A 22,531-nucleotide genomic window follows, 5' to 3' on the forward strand; every position below is an offset into this window, starting at 1 on the left:
AAAAATGAAAAAAAATGTTTCTAATTTAATTTTAAGTGTCGCGCTTTTATTGCTTTCAATCACTCAATTGCAAAGCCAAACAAAAAGAGTGCTGTTTATTGGAAATAGTTATACCTCTGTAAATAATTTACCCCAAACGATTGCCAGTGTGGCTTCATCTGTGGGAGATAATTTAATTTTTGATAGTAATACCCCCGGAGGATATCGATTTATGGATCATGCTACCAATCCCACTACATTACAAAAAATAGGAATTGGCAATTGGGACTATGTGGTTTTACAAGAGCAAAGTCAGTATCCTTCATTTCCAGATTGGCAAGTTGAACAAGAAGTTTACCCTTATGCGCAGTCTTTGAATAACGCTATACTGAATGCAAACCCATGTACTGAAACTATATTTTACATGACTTGGGGACGAAAAAATGGAGACGCACAAAACTGTCCTATCTTACCCGACGTTTGTACCTATTTAGGAATGGATAATCTGCTAAACGCAAGATATAGAACGATGGCACAAGACAACAATGCTATTGTTTCACCTGTTGGAGCCGTCTGGAGATATATTAGACAAAACTTCCCTTCAATTGAATTATATCAAGCCGACGAAAGCCATCCCTCTGTGGCAGGAACTTACGCAGCTGCATGTGCTTTCTATACCGTAATCTATAGGAAAGACCCTACGCTTATTACATTCAATTCCACGCTTTCAGCTACGGTAGCTCAAAATATTAAAAATGCGACTAAATTAGTAGTATACAACAACCTAGCTGAATGGCGCGTTGGCACGTATGATCCAGTCCCTCAGTTTAATTTTACGATTTCGGGAGGACAAGTTACCTTTAACAACACTTCTTTAAGAGCATCATCCTATATTTGGGATTTTGGAGATAGTACCTCATCTACTGAAAGTAATCCAACCCATACGTATGCAACTTCAGGTACTTTTGCTGTAAAATTAAGAGCATCCAAATGCGGAATAGAAAAAAACTTGATCCAAAATGTAACTATCTCACAACTAAATACTGAAATTCCAGCAAACAATGACGCAAATCTGTTTATTTATCCGAATCCAACAAAAGCAACACTAAATATCCAACTGGCAAATGACCTTACAATAAACAGCCTGAAAATCTATGATATTTTTGGAAAACTAATTATTGAAGAAACTCAAAGCTTCAATCAAATAAATGTTGAAAATTTCACTACAGGTGTTTATTTAATTGAAGTAGTTTCAGATGAAAAAATCTACAAGAATAAGTTTATTAAAATTTAACGATTAAAAGCATACAAAAGCTCTATTAATGAGACTTTAGAGCCTGTCCAAGTTTGTTTCACCTTGGGATTGACTTGTGATTTTTCTTTAGGTTCTTTATTTTCTAACATTAGCAGCTTATCTTCTATATAAACTTGGATTAAATCGTGTGCCATAATCTTGGCCACTTTAAAATCATGAGATGTTGAAAATGTGTGGTCTGCTTCAAAATAAAAACTATCTAGCGTTAATTTTATATCAAATTTTCCTCTAGTGAAATATTTACTATCCAAATAATTACTTCCTGTTCTATAGTATCTATAAAAATCTAAATTGCTGTCGAAATATCGTTTTAACTTTTCAAGTTCATGATTGAGATATTTTTTTAAAATGCGTTCTCCACCATGTGGTTTTTTGGTTTCAATTTTATAAATAGCATTGTAATAGATTAATTTTGAAGTGAATTTTGGCTTTTTATTTTTAAAGAAATCAATTTCAGTTTCTTGTGATATATTTTTTTCTTTTCCGAATATTGCTCTTAATTTTTCAATTGAATTTATAATTATGTTGATAGCACTTTCACTTCTTTGTATTGGATCATCTATTTCTAAATCTGTAAAATTTAATTGTTCGTTAAGGTCTGAAAGAAGTACGTTTATTTTATTTTTCAAATTTGATATTTTCTTGATTAGATTTATGTTTTCAAACATTCTATTTAATAAAAAAGCCCTTGATGCATATAAACATTAGGGCTTTCAAACTAACCAAATTCAAAAGAAAATAAATTTGTGTGTACTTTTTAACTATTATTACTTGAAAATTTGGCGTCTTATATTAAAATGAAATAGTTTTAGAGTGTCAGCAGCATCAAACTATTTCATACAGCTAATCCGAGCACTTATAGTTGTGCTTACTCATTACGACAAGAGTTGTTTCGGATTAGATGAAATTTTAATATAAACCTTTAATAAATTGATAATCTATTTCTAACGAATTATCAATGTTGTTAAGTTCTTTACTTTTTGTTAATTTCACGCTCATATTTTTTATTTTGATTAGAAAATAAATTGAAAAAAAGACAAAACTTAAAATCATAATTACTAAAACTTGTGTCATTTAATGAAATTTTTAATTGTTAATATTTAAATAAATAACTGCTAAAAAAACTGAATAAATCGCTATTGGAATGAAGTAAAATATTTTTGACATATTAATTTATATTTAAAATGTATTCTGAAAGTTGCTCTAATTCTGTTTGAGACAATTGTGGAAAACCAGGCATTTGTGGAGCATCAGCTCGTTTTTTACTGGGTGCTTTAATCCATTTTTGTAAATCAGCTTTGTTGGATTGGTAAATGGATGCCATCTCTGTAACTGGAGGACCCACTAATTTTACATCTTTTTTATGACAAGCCGCACAATATTGATTGAAAACACCTTTTCCTAAATCCGCATCCGTCTTAGGAGTTGCGGCTTCTTGTTGTTGCAAAACCAAAGATTGTTCGCGAGCTTCTTTACTTAATTTTTGAAATTCTGCGGTGTGAGCTGCTACTAATTCTTGATGTTTTTCTAACGAATTATGTCTGTACATTTGACGACTTCCGCCATAAAAAAACAAAAAACACAAAACTGCAATGGTTATCTTTTTAAAATGTAAATCGATAAATTTTCCTTCACTAACAACTGTTTTGTAACTGTACCACAATGCATAAGCTAACAGTAGTCCAGCACCAGCCATGACTGCAATAACAGCATAACTAATTCCTTTTGAAGGTAATGTAAATAATACAATGACTCCAAAAATAATTTGTAAACTTAAACCAACTGTAGCTATGGAATAGCCTATTTTTTTGATTGTATTTCTTGTGAAATTGGTATAAATTTCCTCAATTGGATATGATTTTCTTCCATTGTACCACACAATAAAAATTCCAGTTATTGCTAGACAAGCTCCTAAAAATTCAAAATAGCGAGGAAAAACATTTGGTAACATCAGCGCACTTAAAAATCCCTTCACAGTTCCCCATTTTTCGGGAAACATCATTAAGTTAACATTTGTTAAGAAAATAAGTGGAATAAATAAAAATATTGCTACAGCAAGCCCCATTATTCCAATATGCAACTTTCTGTTATGCTCAAAAGTTGACCAAGTATATTTGTGTAAGTAAGTTAGTAAAAAAGCAATAGTGACTAAAGGAATGATCATTATCCAAGCAAATCCTGTTAGTGCATTTGCCGAATAAAAGTAAATAGTGTAAAGTGTATTGATACTCAATAAGGGTGCTACGCCCATAACAACGGCAATACTTTTATTTACCGTAATCGTTTTGGCAATTTCATGAGCAAAAACATCATACTCTTTATTTTTTAACCCTTTGATTTGAGCCCAAAGAGTAATGATGCTTCCGCCAACCATTAAGTTGATAAAAATGATATGTAATAAAAATGAAATAACAAGCAGACTTACTAAAAGCCATTCTGGCAATGGTAAATCTAACGGTAAATCTTTTGGAACTGGGGTATTAATTTGTAATAACATAGAGTATTAGTTTTTTGCTAGCTTGGTGTCATTTTCTATTTTCTTCGCTTCATTTCTTTTGGAAACTTCAACTGCATTGTTTAGCGGGTTTACTTCAACACCAGCCGTTTGAACTCCTTCTAAACTTTCACCTGTTTGTTGTATTTGTTTAAAATAAGCAACCAATGCATCAAGTTCTTGTTCGTTTCCTGCATAAGGTGGCATATATGTTCTTCCATTATGCATGTTTGGTATGTATGCCTTCATGGAACCTTCGTCTAAAGGTTGTCCAATACCATACATTCGCTCAAAAACATATACAATTGAATTTACTCCTTGCGGATTTACCGTATGACAACGGCTGCACAAATTCATAAAAACATCTTTACCAGCTTGTACTTTATTTTCTTCCGTTATTTCGGTTACAGAGGTGTACGTTGCATATTTTAGAATTCCATCTCTTTTGTATAGTGGATAATCTTCTTCTCTCAATAAATTGGAATACATATAATTTCCAATGACATAAGGTTTACGAATAAATTCTCTAACTCGCTCGAAAATCCCCAAAAACCCGAAAACAAATAAACAAGGCACAATCACGTAAGCGAAGTTTATTTTTTTAGGTTTTAATAAAGCAAACCCAGCCAAAACAACTGAAAGTGAAGCTGCACCAATGATGAAATATTTTAGTAAATTGTAATATTCAGCAAAATCTTGTGAACCAATAGCGGTAGCCATGTTCTCTTTCATTGCTGATGGCATGACATTCCAGTAGTAAATGGCTCCGATGATTACTAAAGGTATCCAAGCTAAAATCCATTGGCCAGCAAATTTGATTGCTTTTGCACGCATTTCAGTTCCTCGCTTTGCAAAAATTGTTGTAAGTAACATGCCAAAAACTCCCGCTACTAGCATAGCCGTTGGCGTTCTAAATAGTAGTTGAGGCAAATAAATAGGATTTGTAAAACCGTTAAGTAATGTTTGTTCATTATTCCAATTTCCTGGATCCATCATAAAACCAAGTATAGCAACAATTATTGCCATGGTTATCCAAGAGAAAATACTCAAATACCAACCAAAATTAATATGACGAAGTTTTGCTTGTAGAGATGTATTTGAGTTTTTCCATGTTAGAAAATATATTAATATGAGTACAACTTCAGTAACAAAAACCAACCATTCTATAAACCAAGCCCAATAAAAAACGCGAATTAAACTACCAATTGATGCAGGGCTTACTAAAGCTACAGAGAACCAAATTCCAACTCCTGTCATCGCACCTATTGTAGTGGTGATAATAAAAGCAACTTTCATTTTTTTATACACTAAGTTGTCCCATTCGAGATTTGTAATTTGATTGGCAGAAGCCATAGAAACACCTTTTTGTTCGAGCCAAGTTATATAGGGTATAAAGCCAACAGCCAAACCATGATTGATAAAAACATGTAAAATCGCTATAACTGCAATTAAAAAGCGGTCGTTTAGCCAGTCTAAATGAAACATTGGGAAATCCATAATTAATCAATTTTTATTTTACAAATTTCCGTCACTAACACTTTAAATACTAAAAACAAAAAAGCAGGATGTTTTGAAAAACGTTCCTGCTTTGTTTTAAAAAAATGCTTTGTTTGTTGCTATTTACACTTTTTAATTTCGATTTTCAACACTAAAGTTTTTATTTTTTGATTATTTTTCTTTTGCTTTTTTGATCATCAATTGAAGTGACTTCAAGAATAAAAGTACCGTTTGATAAATTAGAAATATCCACTTTATTGGAAATTGTATTTAAAACCATTTGTCCCATCATATTGTAAACAGTTACGTTTTTAATTTCTGATAAAGATTCGATGTTTATGTAATCTGAGGTTGGATTTGGATAAACTTTTATTTTTGTATCAAAAGAATTATCGTTAACACCTAAACTATTATTAACTGTAAAAATGTAATCTCTTGTTTCGCCAGAGCCAAAGGATGTACATGCATTTGAACTATTAAAAGTACTTCCATAAGCTCTTGAGCGAATTCTCATTTTTACCAAACCCGAATTTGAAGTACTTGAAACTGTAAAACTAGTTGTATTTTGAGAATTCATATTGTTTACTAGTTGTGTAAATTCAGTATCTTCAAAAATGTTGTTTTGGTTGTAATCCATCCATAAACCTATAACTGCTTCTGATGAGGTGAACGTGTAAATATCATAAGCTTGACCAGCTTCTAGTGTTGTTGTTTGTGGATAGGCATGATAATATTCTGTTGGTTCAGTATAAGTATTGTGTTCGAATGTTGTTCCGTTGATTTTGAACGTTACAAAGGAAGGTTCTAAACCACCACCAAGATTGTTATTACATACAGGTGTAAAAGGAATTTTAGTGAATTTTTGAATTCTATGATTTGCCATATCAGTTACATATAAATCTCCGTTGGCAGAAATAAAGTTTCCTCTTGGACTTCTAAATTGATTTGAAGCACTACCGTTACCATTTCCACCAGCTACTACTGTTCCTTCTGACTCTCCTTCAACCCACATGTTTATTCTTCTTCCAGTATATTCTGAAATCATCATTCTTCCATTAGGCAACATAAAAATACCATTAGGAGCTCTAAGTTGATTTGGATTTGTTCCTGAACCATTTCCGCCAGCTACTGTTGTTGCATTAATGTTGCTAGGTGCAAATTTTTGAACTCTGTTGTTAACGTAATCAGTTACATATAGATTTTCATTTGCATCGACATAAATAGTTCCATTAACTGTTGGATTTGCTAATTGATCTGCAGCACTTCCATAAGTTCCAGCAGCAACTTGTGTCCCAGATGTTTCCCCTAAAATCCATTTTATAATTCGATTATTTCCTGCATCTACAATATAAAAAGCATTGTTTCTGAAATAAAATCCTCCTGGTTTGTTGAATTGGTTTAGAGCAGCACCTTCGCCATTTCCACCAGCAACCGTTGTTCCTGAAGTTGCACCAGCATCCCATTTTTGAATTCTATTATTGAATGAATCCATTACATAAATGTTTTGGTTTTCGTCAACCCAAACGCAAGTTGGTGTATTTAGTTGATTTGCATTTGCTCCAGCACCATTACCACCAGCAACTGTAACACCCTCTGTTTCTCCACTTGTCCATTTCTGAATTCGGTGATTTTGTGTGTCGGTAATGTATAGATTGTTGTTAGTATCAACTATAACCGAGTAAGGAAAATTTAATTGATTTGTACTGCTTCCTGGGCCATTTCCACCAGCAAAGGTTATACCATTTGTATTCCAATTAAATTCGGAATATTGAGCAAAACTAATTGAGGAGATTAAGAGCGTTAGAAAATAAAGTTTTTTCATTTTGTTTGTATTTTTATTTTTTTTGCAAAATTACCTTATTAATTAGCCACGCTTGTTTTGATAATCGCTCCTTATGTATTTCTTTTCAACTTTTTTATCTAAAACAAATAAGCAGGAAGTTTAGAAAAACGTTCCTGCTTGTTCTTATATAAGTGCTTTGCTTGTTGTTATTTACACTAAATTATTTCGTTTTTCAATCCTTATATTTTACTTTTTAGCTAAATACATTTCAGGATTTTTCAAAAACTCATCTTTACACATTTTAGCACAGAAACCATAAAGTTTTCCTTTATAATGTGTGGTATCGCTAACACCGTATTTAGTAATATCCATTTTACAATAAAAATCGATTTTGTTGTCGTATTTTAATTTGTTCAGTGGATTTTTAGGATCAATTACGCTAGTAGTTTCTTTCACTACGTTGGCTTCTTTTTTGTTGCAACTGAATGCAATTACAATTAACAACATATAGATTAGTTTTTTCATATGTAAATTTTATTTGTTATTGGTGCATATATATATCGCTATTTTCATAGGTGTTTGCAAGCAAACGACTTGTTTATGGCGATTTCATATTATATTTTTTTATTAATGATGGTCTTCGTTGCTACATAATCCGATAATTTCATGAAACACATCATGTAATTTTGACAATGCTTCTGTAAGTTCCTTGTCAGATTTTTTACTTTTAACTAATTTGTCTAGTTTTTTGCTATCGGTTTCTAGTTTCTTAACAGCAGCCACAACTTCTTTTGAATTAAACTCCGCAGGAATTATCGATTTTGCTAATAACTCGGCTTTTTGAACCATTTCTCCGCTACGTTCTTTAATTGGTTGCAAGTTGCCTTCTTCACTGGGATGAAAAGTTTGCGACATTACTTTATGAAAATCTTTCAAGGCTTGCCAATCATCAAATTTTCCTTTCTTTTTGATCGTTGCTGTTTTATAATAATTACTTACTTCGTTCCAGTTAATTACATTCCAAATAGCAGTTAAATAATCGTTACGTTTGTTCTGATATTTTAAATAATAGGCATGTTCCCAAACGTCAATTCCTAAAATTGGCATTCCTTTGTTTTCGACTATATCCATCAATGGGTTGTCTTGATTTGCTGTTGTGCTAATGGCCAATTTTCCTTCTTGACCTACATACAACCAAACCCAACCCGAACCAAAACGAGAAGTGGCAGCTGCATTCACTTTTTCTTTTAATGCTTCTACACTTCCAAAAGTTTCCTTAATTGCCTTTTCTAAATCGGCAGATGGTTTTGTGTTTTTTTCTGGAGTAAGAATTGACCAAAAGAATTCGTGGTTAAAATGTCCGCCTGCATTGTTTCTTATAGCTGGACTCAATTTAGAAATATTGGCAAAAATCTCTGTAATAGTCATTTTTTCAGCATCGGTTCCAATGACTGCAGTATTTAAGTTTTTCACATAAGCTGCATGATGTTTGCTGTAATGGATTTCCATTGTTTGTGCATCAATAAATGGTTCTAAAGCATTGTAATTATATGGCAATGGCTTTTGTGTAAACTGCGCTGATACTGAAACACAGATTAATAAGAGAACGGATAAAATTTGATTTTTTTTCATTGTTTTAAATGTTAATTGTTGTTTAATAACTTGCATTTTTTCTGAATTGTTCCGGTGTTGTAAATGTTTGCTTTTTGAAAAAGGTTATAAAATAGGATACATTTTCGAAACCTAGATCGTGCGCTATTTCATTTATTGATAGATTGGTGTAATGTAAAAGCCGCTGTGCCTCTATGGTTATTCTTTTCCTAACAATATCACCTGCTGTTTTACTTGCTTCGCTTTTGCAAATCTTGTTCAGATAGTTAGGTGTTACGTGTAACTTTTCGGCATAGAACGAAGGCATTTTATGTTCTTTAAAATGTTGTTCTACTAATCTTTCAAACTCTTTTACTTTTTCGTTTTTGCTATTGTGGGTTTTTGTAATTATTTGCGGATTGTAAATGCGTTCTAGTTGAACTAATAAAATGTTCAGATAGGAACGAAGTACTTTTGTCTTGTCTTTAAGTATCGCGTTATATTCATAATCAAACAATTCAAAAAATGTTTGTAAATGTTCTTTTTGAAACGAGTTTAAAGACATAAAAGGTTTGCAACCATTCTCAAAAAATGAAAAATCATTTAGTGAGTTATTGTTGTAACGCAACGAAAAAAATGTTTCGGTAAACGAAATTATCTTACCCGTTGCTTCAGGATGTAAATTTATTTTGGAAATACAATAGGGCTGAATAATAACAACTTTAGGGCAATTAAAATAAATTTTATAATTATCAATTTCAATTTCACCATCACAAGAATCTAAAAACAAAATAGAGTAAAAATTTTGTTTGTGTGACTCTTCAACAAATGGGAATTTAGAATTAAATCCTTTTAAGGAATCATAAAAGATATCATAATTACTTTTGCTAAAATCCACCAAATCGCATATCAAGACATAACTTGACTGCATAATGGTTAGTTTTAAATTAATAATTACTAGGAATTATTAAACTAACTCGGGTGGATTATATACACAAAAAAGGAAAGAAGTATAGTGACTGATTTGATATAAACTAGCTGTCTTGTTAGCAGTAGTTATTGTGATTTTAATTAAAGTGACTAAATCATAAGTCGGAGCAATGAAAACAGTGTCCTTTTCAGTAATTGTTATGTTTTTATTATTCTCATTTTGCTCTTTATTCAACTCTTTGGTAAGAAAACATTGTCCTTTACAAGTAGGTATTTTATCAAATCTGTTGATACAAATATTTTTAGCTATATAGTCTCTGTTAATATGGAAAGAGGATATTATCCAAAAACTTTTCGTAATTTGGAAAGTAAAAATAAAAAGTAAAAAAAGGACGATTACTTTTTTCATTTCATCTATTCTGTTAATAATAACTTGATGTCGTTAATTAATCGTTTTGTTTCATCAGGATTAGTACCATCGTACACACCTCTAATATGTTTTTTCATATCAACTAGCAGAAATCCTCCACCATGAACTAATCCACCGGGTTCTTTTTCATCTGGATAAGCTGTTGTAAAATAACTTTTTGTTGCAATAGTAAAAATGCTGTCTTTGTTTCCGGTAACAAAATGCCAATTTTCATTTAAACCTAATGATGTTTTAAACTCTTTTAACCTTTTAATACTATCTCTTTCGGGATCAATTGTGTGTGATAAAAAATTAACTTTTGGATTGTTTTTATAAATTTCATAAACTTTATTGAGTTCAAAATTCATTTTTGGACAAATTGTAGGGCAAGAAAGAAAAATAAAATCGGCAACGTAGATTTTATTTTCAAAAGTATTATTGGTTATAACAGAGCTGTCTTGATCTATGAATGAAAAGTATTTAATTTTAGGGTATAAGGTATCATTACCCTTAATAATCGGATTGCCTAAAAAAGGTAATCTTTTGGGTTTTTGAGAACAACCTATAGTTATTAATAAAAATAAAAACCAAATGCTTTTTTTCATTTGGCAAATATAAGCATTTGTGTAGTTTTATGCTATTTTGTTTTAAGTTCCTTGTTTTTATTAATAGTAAATGAACTAACTTGATTTAATTTGTTCATTTACTATTGATGGCAATGAAAATTTATTTTTTAAAATCTGCATATCCTCACTAACTTTTCTATCTAATACTTTTGCATAATGTTGAGTAGTTCTAAGGTTTTTGTGTCCAAGCATTTTACTCACACTTTCAATAGGAACTCCATTTGTAAGGGTTACGGTAGTAGCAAATGTATGTCGAGCAATATGAAAGGTTAGTTCTTTTTCGATTTCGCAAACTCCGGCTATTTCTTTTAAATACGCATTCATCTTTTGGTTGGATAGGATAGGTAGTAGTTTGTCTTCATTGATACATTGTGGATGATTTTCGTATTTATCAATAATCATTTGTGTAACTGGAAGGATAGGAATTTTGGAAGCACTCTCAGTTTTCTGTCTATGTGTGAAAATCCATTTCTCACCATCGATGCCGTAGTTTATATGAGACTTTGTTAAGTTTTTGACATCGATGTAAGCCAAGCCAGTAAAGCAGCTGAAAAGGAAGATATCGCGAACTAATGATAATCTTTCTGTTTTGAAATCTTTGTTGATTATATTTTGAATTTCTTCTTCAGATAAATAAACTCTTTCAACTTCTTTAACCTTCGATTTGTAATTTGCAAATGGGTTTTTATCAAGCCAGTCATTGGCCAGACAAAGTTTGATAATTTTGTTAAAGTTTTTTAGGTATTTGACTGCTGTGTTATTAGCACAGTTTCTGACACTTCGTAACCAAAACTCGTAATCGGTTATAAAAGCATGATCAATCTTTGTAATATCGATATCGGAAATATTGTATTTCCATTGCATGAATTCAATAGTATGTTTGAGTGAAGTAGTGTAGCGTTCTAATGTTCCAGGAGCATATTCTTTGCCAACCAATTCTTTGATTTTATTATTGTGGTCTTGGAAGATAGGAACGAGCATGCGCTTGGTTTCTGATAAACCAAATAATTCATTCTTTAGATTTTCTGAATTTAAACTGATGTCTTTTTTGAAAAGTTTCTTCTCTGCTTCTAAAACTTGATTTTTTAAATAATCCAGATGACTATTGATTGTTCTAGATTCTTCTGAGGAACCTTTTACTTTGTTGCCTTCTGAAGACCATTTATCAGGATTGATGTATTTGTTGGTACTAAACTCAAATCGTTTGGCATTGACTGTAACTCTGGTATAGATTGGACAAACTCCTAAATTGTTGGCTTTTGCTCTCTTGATGTAGAAGAGAATGGATACTGATGTGTTCATTGTTGGTGACCTTAAAGTTAGTATTAAATTTATTCGATTTAACAACTACACACAAGATGTACATTTTTTGAATATGCTATTGAACACCTTGTAGGAGCGGTGCTTTCGTTGCGAGGTGTCACTTAAAATTTAATTTTTTAGTGACACCTTGAAAGACACCTAAACTTTGAGATTTAATGAATAATTTGATATAGCCCTAAAAGTAAAAACCCACTAAATTGCTGAATTTAGTGGGTTTTAGTACCGTTTGTATTTCTACTTGCGGAGAAAGAGGGACTACAACTTTCCAAACTTCCAAAAATTAAAAATTCCTATTTATATACAAAAAGTCAATAAAATCAATACTTTACAAAGTTTTTTTAAATAAAAGGTATTGGATGATATTGGATAAATTAGGATAATTTTTGACAAATGTGGACTAAATGTGGACTAGATTTTGTATCTTTATGGAACATAAAAAGGCAAAAATATGGCATCTATTTATCTACTCCTTCAGAGCAAAAAAAGTCCTGCGGTAATTTACATTCGTTTACGTGATGGACGAACACTTGACATCAAAGCTAAAACAAATTATCATATCGACCCAATCAATTGGGATGATGCAGAACAGAGACCAACAAAGAAAGCTTTAAAAGATATTGATATTGCAAACCTGGATACAGATTTGTCTACATTAAAAAACGACCTATTAAAAGAGTACAACCGAAGCAAGGGTAACAAGGTTATAGATGCTCAATGGTTAAAAGATTTTATCAATCCACCACAGGAACAAGAAAAGCATCCAGATAAATTAGTAGATTATATTGATACATTCATTGAGTTTAAAAAAGCCGATGTAAAAAGCAGCACTATTACAAAGTGCAATGTTATTAAGCATTTGCTTATGCGTTATCAAGAACACACAAAATCAGTTTTATACATTCGTGATATTGATGCTAAATTCAAAATGGACTTTGAAAAATATTGCATTAGTGTTGGTTATGCACCAAACACAACAGCAAGAAACATTCGTTTTATAAAAACATTTTGTCGCCATGCAAAAGCTAACGGAGTAGAAACACATTATCAGCTTGATAGTATTAAAGCAAAATATCATAAAGTTGAAAATATCTATTTAGATGAAAAGGAAATTGCAGAAATAGAAAAACTAAAAAGTAAGGATCTAACCGATGGTTTAGAAAATGCACGTGATTGGTTATTGATAAGTTGTTATTGTGGGCAAAGGGTTTCCGATTTTTTACGTTTTGATAAATCGATGATTAGATACGAAAAGAACAAAGCAGGAGAATTAAAGCCATTAATCGAGTTTACACAGGTTAAAACAGATAAGATAATGACAATACCGCTTCATTCAAAAATCATTGAAATAATGAAGAAATACGATGGTAATTTTCCAAGAAAAATATCAGACCAGCGTTATAATGAGCATATCAAAAAAGTATGCGAGAAAGCAAAAATCAACACTCCTACTCACGGTACATTATTCGACCATGACAAAAAAGAAAAGGTTACAAAAGATTATCCAAAACATTTGTTGGTTTCTTCTCATATCGGAAGAAGAAGCTTTGCAACTAATAATTATGGTAAAATTCCGACCTCATTTTTAATGTACATTACAGGGCATACAACAGAAGCAATGTTTTTAACTTACATCGGTAAGAGTAACAAGGATATTGCAATGGAGTTAACAAATTACTTTTAATTTTTAAAGGTTTTTCATACTTTCACATTTTTTAAATAATTACGCAAACTGATGGGTAAGTTAAGCGATAAAGAACAAGAAGTTTTAGACTTCCTGTTGGATTTTGTAAACATGGAAATTTTCAGCATTGAGCAGCAAGAAAGAGACTTGGGCAGACTTGACTATTCTCTATGTTCTGATGATGCCGAAAAACAAACTATAACTACTAAAAAGGTTCAGAAATTCAAAAAAAGACTAAGTAAATGCAATCCAATCATTGCAGGTTATCTTAACGCTTTAACAACTCCCGACCCATTAAATACTGAGTTTGAAGAATTACGAGAAATCATCACTAAAAATTTTCTATTTACTGAATACTATGAGCTTTTTGAAGAATTAGTAAACAGTGATATTAAAGATTTTGAGCGTTATCAATTTGAAAGTGTTATTGAAAGTTTAGGTTATGATTACAAGCCTTTAAAAGACTTTGTTCAAGGGGTTTGTGATGTAAATAGTTATTTCACTTATAAATCATTCCTTGATATCCCAAACGATAGCGAATTGAATTATGATAAAGTAGTTAAGAAACTTAATGATGCTTTTTTCAAATTGGAAGCTTTCATGTCAGGCACAATAAACGATTACAAGCATTTTGATTTTAATACTGCTTTTACAGAGTTGTTTTATTTCACAAGAAAATCAGAAAATTACAATTATGAAAACTGTAAACGTGTTGGGCAATATTGGGGTCTAACAGAACAAATCAGAGTTGATTATGATAAAACAAACTTTGATAATGTAAAAGCTTACAACAATAAAGCGTTTTGCCATGATTGTGATGTAATAACTTCAATAGCTTGGGACAGAATTGAAGAATTTAATTCTTTTCAAACTCCAGATGAAGTTGAAGAACAAACAAGAAAAAAATCAATCTCTGATTTAATGAAACCTACAACCAAAAGCCCGGAAGTAGTAAAAGTTGAAAGTAGAGAAACGGAAACCAAATTTCCAAGTGAAGATAATCCATATCCTAGAATTTTCACAAGTGTTGATGCTTATATAAAATTCAAAAATCTTTATGATGAATTTGAAAAGTCCAACCAAAATTTAGCGAATTATAGCTTTGTATTTCATAGGATGAAAAAAGACCATCTTATTTACAAAGACTTAAAGCAATTAGAGTTTATTGATTTCTTATCCTCTTTTGAAATACATCTAGATAGGCTTAAACCAATTAGTCAATTAGGTAATAACGATTTGAGAGAAGGCATTTATAATAGAATTTAAAAGAGCTCAAAACAACCGTGTCATAAAACACACGATTTCATTCAATCCACAACACGACCTCGTACCAACCTTTGACTTGTTAATCTTAAATATAACAAGTCATGCAAAACAATGCAATTTTACTTCAAACCCTAACTGTTGAGCAACTTCAACAGCTAATTGGTACATCCGTTAGAAACGGAATTATTGAACTTCAAAAGGAACTTCAAACAAAAGACAATTCAGAAGAATTAATGACCAGAGAAGAAACCTGCCAATTTCTAAAAATTGATAGCAGCACTTTATGGGCATGGACAAACAATGGTAAAGTCAAGGCTTATGGCATAGGTGCAAGACGTTATTACAAAAAGACTGAAATAATGGAATGTTTAACCCTATTAAAAAAGTAAGCTATGAGAAATTACGAAGAAAGAATTGAAAACATTTTAAACAGGTTAGATACACAGATAACATTTGTTGTAGCCAAAATGAAAATGAATGAAAAGTTTGATCCCGAAGATGTTTTTTTTGATAACGGTGAATTTATGAAACTAATGAATATCAGTAAAAGAACAGCACAGGAATGGAGAAACAAGAAAATTATCGAGTTCTCTCAAGTAGGTAATAAAATCTATTACAGACTTTCAGATATCCAAAAATTACTAAATGATAACTATAATACTAAGTAACAATGGAACAGATAGCAAATAGTAAACTGATGGTTAGTGTTTATCAAGAGTTCAAATACAACTTAGGCGAAAGAAATCTTTTAGAAGTATTACAAGAAATAAAATCCGATAAATATCAAAGTGAAATTAATTCTATCCGATATGCTTTACATAAAGGAGACGAAAAAACAGCCGAAGAAATCAAAAGTAATTTATTAGGTTTTACAACTTCTGGAACATTTGGAGAAAGCAGAACAAAAGCAAATATAGTAACCTATTCACAAGTAGTATGTTTAGATTTTGATGATATACCATTAACTGAAATAAACAATCTTGTAACGCTTGTAAATGGCTGTAGATACACGTTTGCATCATTTATAAGTCCAAGTAACGAAGGTTTAAAAGTATTCATTAAAGTCAATTCAAATGCAGAGCAACACACAACAGTTTACAATCAAATCGCAAATTTTTATAAAGAATTATCAGGTTATGATTTTGATGCAAAATGTAAAGACATTACCCGATTGTGTTTTGTTTCTTGTGATACAGAATTATTTATAAATGAAAATGCAGTAATTTTTGAAGTAAAGGAAGAAATTAAACCATTAAAAACAGAACCACAAAAAGAAGTCAAACACGACCTTACGACTGATGAATTATTAGATAAATGCTTAAAGTTTACGGAGCAAAAAGAACAATATTACAACGGAAATAGAAACAATTTTATTTTCTTATTCTCTTGCAATGCTAATAAGTTTGGTATTTATGAAGATGATACATTGAACTATTGTATTAATAATTTTGATTTAGAAGAAAGAGAAATAAAAGCAACGGTAAACAGCACATATAAAAACCAAAGTGCAGACTTTGCAAAGTTTGCAAAGTTTGCAAACATGCAAAGTTCCAAAACAGATAGTGTTATAAATACTGACAATAATTTTGATGATTATGAAGATTGTCTAAAAGCAACTCCAACAATTCCACAATCGGTTTACGATAACCTACCACCTATTTTGTTTGAAAGCTGTCAAGCATTCACTCAAGAAAGAGAAAGAGATGTTTTTCTAACGGGTGCTTTAGCAATTATCTCAGGTTGCTTACCTAATGTATCAGGTTTGTATAGTGGTAGTATAGTTTATCCTAGTTTGTTTTCTTTCATATTAGCTCCAGCAGCTTCTGGTAAAGGTGCATTAAAATTTGCAAAAGCATTAGCCGATAAATACCATGATAAAACATTAGCTACTTCAATTGAGGATAAAAAGAGATATGATGAAAATTTAGCAGCTTATAAAATGCTAAAGTCAAAAGGGAAACTAGAACAAGGACAAGAAATGCCACAAGCTCCAAAATTCAAAGTAGTTTATATTCCAGCAAGTATAAGTAATGCAAAAATGATGAACCATTTAGAATGGAATGAAGGGAAAGGAATTATTTGTGAAACCGAAGCAGACACTATGGGACAAGCTTTTAAAAATGATTGGGGTGCGTATTCCGATTTGTTGAGAAAATGTTTTCATCACGAAAAAGTATCAAAAAGCGTTAAAACAGATGGTGAATATATAGAGGTCAATAATCCACAACTATCGGTAGCTTTATCAGGAACACCGAAACAAGTTTTTAATGTTATTTCATCAGCTGAAGATGGTTTGTTTAGTAGATTTATTTTCTATGTGTTCAAAACAGATGCAGTTTGGTTAGACCCATCACCAAAAGGAAATCCGGTAAACTTAACAGACTATTTTATTACACAATCTAAACTAGTTTTAAAGTTGGTAGAGTTTTACGAAAGAGAAGAATTGATTTTACATTTAACTGGTGAACAATGGGATAGATTTAACCCTATTTTCAGTTCGTTTTTAGAACAAATAAACACGTTTGTTAGTGAAGATGCTTTGAGTATAGTAAAGCGTTTAGGGTTGATATTATACCGTTTTTGTATGATTTTCACAGCTATAAGAAAGTTTGCAACAAATGATTATCACAAAGAAATCTATTGTTCAGATACTGATTTTGAAACAGCATTAACGTTAACTAAAACTTACATTCAACACAGCGTAATAATGTTTACTAATCTACCAAAGCAAGGAGAACAAGGACCATTCAAATCAGGAGAAAATAAAAAGAAGTTTTTTGATGCGTTACCTAATAAATTCCAAAGAAAAGAAGCAATTGAAATCGGTAAAAAGTTTGATATTGGAGAGCGTTCAGTGGGTAACTTTCTTAAATCGTGTTTGGGTAAATACTTAACACAACCTAAAACAGGGTTTTATGAGAAAGTTTAAATAACAAAAAATTCTTATTTTATTCTTACATTTAGCCTTTTAAAATTTTTTACAAAATGCAAAACTTACAAAACGAACTTATAGACCTATTAAAACACGAAGATAATCTTGTAATAGATGGTCATTTAAATAAAAATAAAATCGTTGAATTAGCTTTAAAAGTTGAACCTCAATTAATTTCTTTGTTAATCAAAAACGATACATTTAAAAAACATTTCTTTCAAGAAGTAGAAAGTGTATTAGTATTTGACAAAATCAAGTTCCAACGTTTTGTAAACAATAAATCTTTTCTTCCAGACAGTTATACCGCTTTTAAAAACAAAATTGGTTTAATTACTAATGATGATGATTTGGATAATTTCATTTCTACTTCAAATGAAGTTGTTTTAGCATGGCCTCACAAAGACTGTGTTTTAGAGGGTGGTCAAACTAAAGAAGACCAAAAAAGAAATGAAATCTTTTGGAATGAAACTCTTGCTCCCGACAGTGTAGATAGATTATTAGATGCTAAAGTATTAACCAATTTCAAAAAGTTTGATAAAGAAGGTGAACATAAAGTAACTGAATTAAAAGGCGATGAAAATCTTATCATTAAAGGCAATAATCTTTTAGCACTTGCATCACTTGTAAAAACTCATAGAGGTAAAATTAAATTAATTTATATTGACCCACCTTACAACACAGGATCTGATAGTTTTGGTTATAATGATAAATTTAATCACTCGACTTGGTTAACATTTATGAAAAATCGCTTAGTAATTGCTAAAAAATTATTAAAAGATAATGGTGTAATTTTTATTCAATGTGATGATAACGAACAAGCATATTTAAAAGTACTCTGTGATGAGGTATTTAGTAGAAATAATTTTGTAAAAACATTACATGTTCAAATGAGTAATGTTCAAGGTGAAAAAGTAAAAGCAGCAAAAGAAGGAAGGATAGTTAAAAATGGTGAATACATCCATATTTATTCAAATAATGGGGATAATAAAATTGGTTTGCAACCTTTATATGAACTTTCATCATATGATACTCATTATTCAATATTTATAAATGATGATGATACGGAGAGTAGTTTAACTGAATTTTGTTTAAGAAACGATGAAATAAAAAAGCTATTAATATATTCAGGGATTATTAAAGATAAAGGGGGTGATACTAAATTTACAATAAACCAAATTGCAATAGCTTATGAACAATTAGATGCATTCAGAACATTTATTCATAAATATGCGTCTAAAATCGTTCGTACAGATAGAATGGTAGCAATAGATGGTATAGACAAAACGAATTTACTTACTAATAAAGTTTATTACTATAAACATAAAAACGGCAAAGAATATTTATACGGCATTGATAATAACGGAGAACTTAAACAAAGATTTAGATTGTCAGAAAAATTAAAAGATTGTGATGACTATTATAGCACTAAAGGTTTATCAACATTGAGGGGTGACTGGTGGTCTGGTTTTCATATTGACTTAGGCAACATAAATAAGGAAAGTGTAGTACATTTAGATAATGGTCAAAAACCAGAACGACTTATTGAAAATATAATAAGGCTTACAACAATAGAAGATGACATAGTTTTAGACTTTCATTTAGGTAGTGGTACTACTGCTGCTGTTGCTCACAAGACAAAACGTAAATACATTGGTTTAGAACAAATTGATAATCAAATTGAATTAATTAAAAAAAGACTTAAAGATGTTATAAAAGGTGATGATAATAATATTTCCAAAAAATATAATTGGAAAGGTGGTGGTTCATTTGTTTATGCAGAACTAATGCAATACAATCAGAAATACATTGCTTTAATTGAAGTTGCAAAAACAAAAGAGCAATTAATCAATATTTGGAACGAAATGCAGGATACAGCATTTTTATCTTATCAATTCGACAAAAAAACGTTCAATGAAAGATTAGATGCATTTAAAACAGCACCTATCGAAGACATGAAGCAATATTTAATAGAGGTTTTAGATAAAAATCAGTTGTATGTTAATTATTCTGAAATTAATGATGATACCTTTAACGTAAGTCAAGAAGATAAAGAGTTAAACAAACAATTTTATTCTAAAAAGTAAACTGATATGTCATTATTCAACCAAGTAGATACATATCAACGTTTAGATAAAAGAATTGCTTCCAAAATTGAGGATGGCGATTTAGCAGTGGTATTATCTCCAATCATAAAAAATAATTTAAGGTTTGGTTCTCGTGAATATCAAACAGAAGCTTTCACAGCATTAGACTATTATTTAAATAATTCAAAATTAAGAGCAAGACCATCACAAGTATTATTTCACATGGCTACAGGAAGTGGTAAAACGCTTGTAATGGCTGGTGCTATGTTAGAATTATACAACATGGGTTATCGCAATTTTATCTTTTTTGTAAATACAGATACTATTATCCGTAAAACAAAAGAAAATTTTCTTAATCCAAAAAGCTCTAAATACCTTTTTAAGGAAGTAATTAATATCAATGGTGTAAATGTATCAATTGATGAAGTAGATAGTTTTGAGAGTACGAATGAAGATAATATTAGTATTTTATTTTCTACTATTCAAGGTTTGCATACCAAATTAAATAATCCAAGAGAAAACAGCATTACATTTGATGATTTTGTAAATAGAAAAGTAGTTTTAATTTCAGATGAAGCTCACCATATAAACGCTTTAACAAAAAAAACACTAACAGCACAAGAAAAAGAAATATCGGTTACTTGGGAAAACACAGTTGATAGAATATTTCATTCTAATCCTGATAATATAATGATGGAGTTTACAGCCACATTAGAATTGTCACACCCAAATATTGCAGCTAAATACAATAATAAATTATTATACGATTATCCTTTAGCAAAATTCAGAGAAGATAAATACTCTAAAGAAGTTAAAACAAATCAAGTAGATTTCGAACCTATTCAAAGAGCAATTGTTGCGTCAATAATAAGTCAATATAAAAAGAAAGTATTTGCTTCAAATGGTATTTTGGCAAAACCTGTTGTGATGCTAAAATCCAAAACCACAGCAGAAAGTGCTGTAATGGAGGAAAAATTTATTGAAGCAATTAAAAATCTGAATGAAGATAAATTAAAAAACATTATAAAATTAGATAATGAAGTATTAGTAGAAGCATTAAAGTATTTTGAAAGTTTAAATATTTCATATCAAAGTTTAATAGATGAATTAAAAGAAGATTTTTCGGCTGACAAAATTATTTCTGTTAATTCTAAAAACGATACAGACGAAAAGCAAATTACTATTAATAGTTTAGAGGACATTGATAACGAATTTAGAGCTGTATTTGCAGTTGATAAATTAAATGAAGGTTGGGATGTATTAAACTTATTTGATATTGTTCGTTTATATGATACTCGTGATGCTACAGGAAACAAACCAGGTAAAACAACAGTCCAAGAAGCCCAATTAATTGGTAGAGGTGCAAGATATTTTCCTTTTAAATTAGATGAAAATCAAGATTTAGATAAAAGAAAGTATGATGATGATATAACAAATACATTAAGAATTTGTGAAACATTACATTATCATTGTTCACATAATCCAAAATATATTTCAGAATTAAACCAAGCATTAAAACAAATTGGTTTATTCCCTGATGAAAAAGTAGAAGTTGATTTATATTTAAAAGACGAATTTAAAGAAACTAATTTTTATAAAAATGGCTTTATTCTTTTAAACAAGAAAGTTTTAAATAATCCTAAAACACTATTAGAATATCAAGAGCCGGATATTGTAAAAAGATATACTTATGCACTAAGAACAAACCGTTCAGCTGTTAATACTATATTTGATGAAGCAAGTATGAAAGCCAATCGTGTTGCAGCTAATTACATGAATACACATAAGTTTAATGTTTGGGATAAAACAATTCTATTAAAAGCATTAAATAAAATACCATTTTACAGATTTAATAATTTACAAAAGTTCTTTCCATCTATTAAATCAATGCTTGATTTTGTATCTAACGATAAATATCTAGGTGGTATTAGTGTTGATGTTACAGGATTAGAAAAAGACACCAAAGAATTAACAGCTTTTCAAAAGTTAGATATTGTTGTATATGTTGCCAATAAAATAGCAGATGAAATTTCAACCAAGTTTGGTGATTACAGAGGTACAAAATCATTCTATCGAGAACCTATTAGAAAACATTTTAGAAATAAAAAACTTTCATTCTCAGTTAATACAAGTCCAACAGCGGAAACAGGTAAACCAACAATGCGTCATGATATAGATCCTAAATTCTATGTTGATTTAAATAAAGCAAATTGGTATGCTTTTAACGAAAACTATGGTTCATCAGAAGAGAAGTTTTTAGTAAAATTCTTTGAAAGTCAAATTGAAGATTTAAAACAAAAGTATTCAGACATATATCTATTAAGAAACGAACGACACTTCAAACTTTATAGATTTAGTGATGGCAAAGCAACTGAACCAGACTTTGTTTTGTTTATGACAGAAAAGCTATCGGGCGAAGAAGTAATTTACCAATTATTTATTGAACCAAAAGGAGAACAATTACTATATACAGACCAATGGAAAGAAGATTTCTTAAAAGATATAGAAAACCATGCTGTTATTGAATTGTATCAAAATCAAAGCTATAAATTAATTGGTATGCCATTTTATAACAAGGAAAATAGAGAAGATATTTTTGAAGAACGTTTAAAAAACATATAA

The 22,531-nt window shown here is 30.4% G+C and carries 18 protein-coding genes and 1 pseudogene; 8 read left to right on the top strand and 11 right to left on the bottom strand.

Annotated elements, in window-relative coordinates:
* Window positions 1–4: 4 nt before the first annotated feature.
* Entirely contained in the window at window positions 5–1,273 is a 1,269-nt protein-coding gene (locus WFZ85_RS00065) for a T9SS type A sorting domain-containing protein (protein WP_342694246.1), read from the top strand.
* Here the strand turns inward: WFZ85_RS00065 and WFZ85_RS00070 are convergent.
* The 11 genes and pseudogenes from WFZ85_RS00070 to WFZ85_RS00120 form a co-directional block, all read right to left on the bottom strand.
* Window positions 1,270–1,923 carry an RteC domain-containing protein gene (locus tag WFZ85_RS00070; RefSeq protein ID WP_342694247.1) on the bottom strand — a complete coding sequence of 218 codons (654 nt, stop codon included), beginning with the start codon at window positions 1,921–1,923 and terminating at the stop codon, window positions 1,270–1,272. The two genes, WFZ85_RS00065 and WFZ85_RS00070, sit on opposite strands and share 4 nt — an antisense overlap.
* Before the next feature lie 280 nt (window positions 1,924–2,203).
* Window positions 2,204–2,368 (bottom strand): hypothetical protein, encoded by a 165-nt coding sequence (locus WFZ85_RS00075; protein WP_342694248.1) that lies wholly within the window; start codon window positions 2,366–2,368, stop codon window positions 2,204–2,206.
* Between the two features lie 94 nt (window positions 2,369–2,462).
* Entirely contained in the window at window positions 2,463–3,791 is a 1,329-nt protein-coding gene (locus tag WFZ85_RS00080; protein WP_342694249.1) for a cytochrome c, read from the bottom strand.
* Window positions 3,792–3,797: 6 nt separating this feature from the next.
* Window positions 3,798–5,285: a c-type cytochrome gene (locus WFZ85_RS00085; RefSeq protein WP_342694250.1), complete on the bottom strand. Its 1,488-nt coding sequence runs from the start codon at window positions 5,283–5,285 to the stop codon at window positions 3,798–3,800.
* Window positions 5,286–5,445: 160 nt separating this feature from the next.
* Entirely contained in the window at window positions 5,446–7,107 is a 1,662-nt protein-coding gene (locus WFZ85_RS00090; RefSeq protein WP_342694251.1) for a GEVED domain-containing protein, read from the bottom strand.
* A gap of 207 nt (window positions 7,108–7,314) precedes the next feature.
* Complete coding sequence (locus WFZ85_RS00095) at window positions 7,315–7,593, bottom strand: YHS domain-containing protein (protein WP_342694252.1); 279 nt, start codon at window positions 7,591–7,593, stop codon at window positions 7,315–7,317.
* Window positions 7,594–8,043: 450 nt separating this feature from the next.
* Window positions 8,044–8,700: pseudogene (locus tag WFZ85_RS00100) on the bottom strand (superoxide dismutase); the annotation flags it as partial.
* A 22-nt stretch (window positions 8,701–8,722) separates the two neighbouring features.
* On the bottom strand, window positions 8,723–9,589 hold the full coding sequence (locus WFZ85_RS00105) for a helix-turn-helix domain-containing protein (RefSeq protein ID WP_342694253.1): 867 nt from the start codon (window positions 9,587–9,589) through the stop codon (window positions 8,723–8,725).
* A gap of 36 nt (window positions 9,590–9,625) precedes the next feature.
* Window positions 9,626–9,997 (bottom strand): hypothetical protein, encoded by a 372-nt coding sequence (locus WFZ85_RS00110; RefSeq protein ID WP_342694254.1) that lies wholly within the window; start codon window positions 9,995–9,997, stop codon window positions 9,626–9,628.
* A 5-nt stretch (window positions 9,998–10,002) separates the two neighbouring features.
* Window positions 10,003–10,602 carry an SCO family protein gene (locus WFZ85_RS00115; RefSeq protein ID WP_342694255.1) on the bottom strand — a complete coding sequence of 200 codons (600 nt, stop codon included), beginning with the start codon at window positions 10,600–10,602 and terminating at the stop codon, window positions 10,003–10,005.
* Between the two features lie 75 nt (window positions 10,603–10,677).
* The gene (locus WFZ85_RS00120) at window positions 10,678–11,925 is read right to left on the bottom strand and encodes a site-specific integrase (protein WP_342694256.1); all 1,248 of its coding nucleotides are present in this window, start codon (window positions 11,923–11,925) and stop codon (window positions 10,678–10,680) included.
* A 469-nt stretch (window positions 11,926–12,394) separates the two neighbouring features.
* On the opposite strand from WFZ85_RS00120, the gene WFZ85_RS00125 reads away from it, so the two are divergent.
* The 7 genes from WFZ85_RS00125 (at window position 12,395) to WFZ85_RS00155 (ending at window position 22,531) form a co-directional block, all read left to right on the top strand.
* Window positions 12,395–13,627, top strand: a complete 1,233-nt coding sequence (locus WFZ85_RS00125) for a tyrosine-type recombinase/integrase (protein ID WP_342694257.1) — start codon at window positions 12,395–12,397, stop codon at window positions 13,625–13,627.
* A 51-nt stretch (window positions 13,628–13,678) separates the two neighbouring features.
* Window positions 13,679–14,893, top strand: a complete 1,215-nt coding sequence (locus tag WFZ85_RS00130) for a hypothetical protein (RefSeq protein WP_342694258.1) — start codon at window positions 13,679–13,681, stop codon at window positions 14,891–14,893.
* A gap of 101 nt (window positions 14,894–14,994) precedes the next feature.
* Window positions 14,995–15,282 carry a helix-turn-helix domain-containing protein gene (locus tag WFZ85_RS00135; protein WP_342694259.1) on the top strand — a complete coding sequence of 96 codons (288 nt, stop codon included), beginning with the start codon at window positions 14,995–14,997 and terminating at the stop codon, window positions 15,280–15,282.
* A gap of 3 nt (window positions 15,283–15,285) precedes the next feature.
* Complete coding sequence (locus WFZ85_RS00140; RefSeq protein ID WP_342694260.1) at window positions 15,286–15,561, top strand: helix-turn-helix domain-containing protein; 276 nt, start codon at window positions 15,286–15,288, stop codon at window positions 15,559–15,561.
* A gap of 2 nt (window positions 15,562–15,563) precedes the next feature.
* Window positions 15,564–17,822, top strand: coding sequence for a DUF3987 domain-containing protein (locus tag WFZ85_RS00145; protein WP_342694261.1), 2,259 nt, complete (start codon window positions 15,564–15,566; stop codon window positions 17,820–17,822).
* Window positions 17,823–17,878: 56 nt separating this feature from the next.
* On the top strand, window positions 17,879–19,909 hold the full coding sequence (locus WFZ85_RS00150; protein WP_342694262.1) for a site-specific DNA-methyltransferase: 2,031 nt from the start codon (window positions 17,879–17,881) through the stop codon (window positions 19,907–19,909).
* Window positions 19,910–19,915: 6 nt separating this feature from the next.
* The gene (locus tag WFZ85_RS00155; RefSeq protein ID WP_342694263.1) at window positions 19,916–22,531 is read left to right on the top strand and encodes a DEAD/DEAH box helicase family protein; all 2,616 of its coding nucleotides are present in this window, start codon (window positions 19,916–19,918) and stop codon (window positions 22,529–22,531) included.

Origin of the sequence: Flavobacterium aureirubrum (assembly GCF_038739835.1) — a bacterium.
GTDB classification, from domain to species: domain Bacteria; phylum Bacteroidota; class Bacteroidia; order Flavobacteriales; family Flavobacteriaceae; genus Flavobacterium; species Flavobacterium aureirubrum.

Excerpts from the sequence above, each read along its gene's own strand:
- WFZ85_RS00065 (WP_342694246.1), top strand. The coding sequence starts at position 5 with ATGAAAAAAAATGTTTCTAATTTAATTTTAAGTGTCGCGCTTTTATTG.
- WFZ85_RS00075 (WP_342694248.1), bottom strand. The coding sequence starts at position 2,368 with ATGACACAAGTTTTAGTAATTATGATTTTAAGTTTTGTCTTTTTTTCA.
- WFZ85_RS00080 (WP_342694249.1), bottom strand. The coding sequence starts at position 3,791 with ATGTTATTACAAATTAATACCCCAGTTCCAAAAGATTTACCGTTAGAT.
- WFZ85_RS00085 (WP_342694250.1), bottom strand. The coding sequence starts at position 5,285 with ATGGATTTCCCAATGTTTCATTTAGACTGGCTAAACGACCGCTTTTTA.
- WFZ85_RS00090 (WP_342694251.1), bottom strand. The coding sequence starts at position 7,107 with ATGAAAAAACTTTATTTTCTAACGCTCTTAATCTCCTCAATTAGTTTT.
- WFZ85_RS00095 (WP_342694252.1), bottom strand. The coding sequence starts at position 7,593 with ATGAAAAAACTAATCTATATGTTGTTAATTGTAATTGCATTCAGTTGC.
- WFZ85_RS00105 (WP_342694253.1), bottom strand. The coding sequence starts at position 9,589 with ATGCAGTCAAGTTATGTCTTGATATGCGATTTGGTGGATTTTAGCAAA.
- WFZ85_RS00110 (WP_342694254.1), bottom strand. The coding sequence starts at position 9,997 with ATGAAAAAAGTAATCGTCCTTTTTTTACTTTTTATTTTTACTTTCCAA.
- WFZ85_RS00115 (WP_342694255.1), bottom strand. The coding sequence starts at position 10,602 with ATGAAAAAAAGCATTTGGTTTTTATTTTTATTAATAACTATAGGTTGT.
- WFZ85_RS00120 (WP_342694256.1), bottom strand. The coding sequence starts at position 11,925 with ATGAACACATCAGTATCCATTCTCTTCTACATCAAGAGAGCAAAAGCC.
- WFZ85_RS00125 (WP_342694257.1), top strand. The coding sequence starts at position 12,395 with ATGGCATCTATTTATCTACTCCTTCAGAGCAAAAAAAGTCCTGCGGTA.
- WFZ85_RS00130 (WP_342694258.1), top strand. The coding sequence starts at position 13,679 with ATGGGTAAGTTAAGCGATAAAGAACAAGAAGTTTTAGACTTCCTGTTG.
- WFZ85_RS00135 (WP_342694259.1), top strand. The coding sequence starts at position 14,995 with ATGCAAAACAATGCAATTTTACTTCAAACCCTAACTGTTGAGCAACTT.
- WFZ85_RS00140 (WP_342694260.1), top strand. The coding sequence starts at position 15,286 with ATGAGAAATTACGAAGAAAGAATTGAAAACATTTTAAACAGGTTAGAT.
- WFZ85_RS00145 (WP_342694261.1), top strand. The coding sequence starts at position 15,564 with ATGGAACAGATAGCAAATAGTAAACTGATGGTTAGTGTTTATCAAGAG.
- WFZ85_RS00150 (WP_342694262.1), top strand. The coding sequence starts at position 17,879 with ATGCAAAACTTACAAAACGAACTTATAGACCTATTAAAACACGAAGAT.
- WFZ85_RS00155 (WP_342694263.1), top strand. The coding sequence starts at position 19,916 with ATGTCATTATTCAACCAAGTAGATACATATCAACGTTTAGATAAAAGA.